The sequence below is a fragment of the Nocardia sp. NPDC004573 genome (assembly GCF_053602135.1).
On sequence record NZ_JBSGDA010000062.1, the window covers coordinates 1 to 2238 of the forward strand.

Annotated in this window: 1 protein-coding gene; it reads right to left on the reverse strand. The window is 68.2% G+C overall.

Annotated elements, in window-relative coordinates; translation table 11 throughout:
- A partial coding sequence (locus ACWEKR_RS35495; RefSeq protein WP_452358231.1) for a condensation domain-containing protein occupies positions 1-2238 on the reverse strand: 2238 nt, incomplete at both ends.

Genomic DNA, 2238 nt, shown 5'->3' on the forward strand with positions numbered 1-2238 from the left:
TTGTCCGGGCGCAGCGGCCTCACGCGCTCGCGGTTGCGGACTCGTGCGTCGTCGTAGCCGGTGGTGTCCTCCAGCAAGAGCGCGGGAATATTGCCCGCGGGCAGTGAGTCCAGCTCGGCGGTGGTGGTCAGGACGCACACCGGGGCGGCGTCTTCGAGCATGAATTCCAGCCGCTGCACCGGGTAGCTGGTGTCGATCGGCAGATACGCCGCACCGGCGATCAGCACACCGAGCAGGGCGATCGGTAGTTCCTCGGTCCGTGGCATCGCGACCGCGACCACCGTTTCCGGGCCCGCGCCGTGCGCGATCAACGCGCGCGCGACCTGATTGGCGCGCCGATGCAGCTGCTCGAAACTCACCGTGGTGCGCCCGCAGCGGATCGCGACCGCCTCGGGCCGGTTACGGGCCTGGGTGGTGATCACATCGACCAACGTCACCTCCGGCACGAGCGCCCCCGGGGTCGACCACTCGTGCAGCACCAACTCCCGCTCCCCGGCGGCCAGCACATCGATATCACCCACCACCACCGACGCATCCGCCGCGACCGCGGCCAGGATCCGGGTGAACCGGTCGGCGAAATCACGCACCGTCGCCGAATCGAACAGATCGGTGGCATAGGTGAACGCCGCCGACAACCCACCCGCGCGACCGTGCTCATCGACGTTCTCCGCGATCGCCAACTGCAGATCGAACTTCGCCAGCCCCACCGCCAGATCCAGCCCCGACACCGACAACCCCGGCAACGACAACCGCGGCACCGTCACATTCTGGAAGGTCAACATCACCTGGAACAGCGGATGCCGCGCCGGCGAACGCGGCGGATCCAGCACCTCCACCAACCGCTCGAACGGCACATCCGCATGCCCGAACGCCGCCACATCCACCGACCGCACCCCCGCCAGCAACCCCGCGAACGACACCCCGGGATCGATCTCGGTACGCAACACCAGCGTGTTGACGAACATGCCGATCAGATCATCCAACGCCGCTTCCCCACGCCCGGCCACCGGCGTGCCGATCGCGATGTCCCGCGAATTCGACAACCGCGCCAGCAACACCGCCAACGCCGCATGCACCACCATGAACACCGTCGCGTTGTGCTGCGCCGCCACCCGGCTCAACCCCGCATGCACCTCGGCATCCACCTCGAACCCCAACGTCGCCCCCCGATACGACGCCACCGCAGGCCGCGCCCGATCCGCAGGCAACTCCACCTGCTCAGGCAACCCCGCCAACACCGCACGCCAGAACCCCACCTGAGCCGCCAGCACCGACCCCGGATCCGACTCCTCCCCAAGAACCTCCCGCTGCCACAACGTGTAATCCGCGTACTGCACCTCCAACGCAGGCCACTCCGGCACGCCACCCCGCACACGCTGCACATACGCGCTCATCAAATCCCGCGTCAACGGACCCATCGAGAACCCGTCACCCGCGATGTGATGCACCACACACACCAGCACGTGCTCGGATTCGCTCAACACGATCAACCGCACCCGCACCGGCGGCGCGACCGTCACATCGAAACCCTCACCCACCGCCGCGGCTACCAACGCCGCCACCTCCGACTCGTGCGCGCGGCGCACCAACACCTCCGGCACCGCCCGCGCATCACCCACCGGCAACACCACCTGCACACCCTGCCCATCCACATCCGGATAGACAGTGCGCAACACCTCATGGCGCGCCACCACATCCCCCACCGCGGCCCGCAACGCCGCCACATCCAACGCGCCGCTCAACCGCACCGCGACCGGAATATTGTTCACTCCACTCGCCGGATCGAACCGGTTCAAAAACCACATCCGCTGCTGGGCATACGACAACGGCACCCGCTCCGGACGCGGCCACGCCCGCAACGCCTGCCCCGCCGCCGACCCCGCATGCGCCTCCACCCGCGCCGCCAACCCAGCAACCGTGCTCACCTCGAACAACAACTGCACCGGCACCCGCACATCCAACGCCGAACCGATCCGCGCCGCCGCCTGCGCCGCCAGCAGCGAATTCCCACCCAACTCGAAGAAATCGTCATCCGCACCAACACCGCCGTCCCCCTCCGGCACCAGCAACGCCGCGAACACCTCCGCGACGACCTCCTCCACCGGCGTCGACGGCGCCCGAAACGCCCGCGCCGCGAACACCGGCTCCGGCAACGCCGCCCGATCCAACTTCCCCACCGGCGTCAACGGAATCTCATCCAGCACCATGATCGACGCGGGAATCATGTACGCGGGCAAC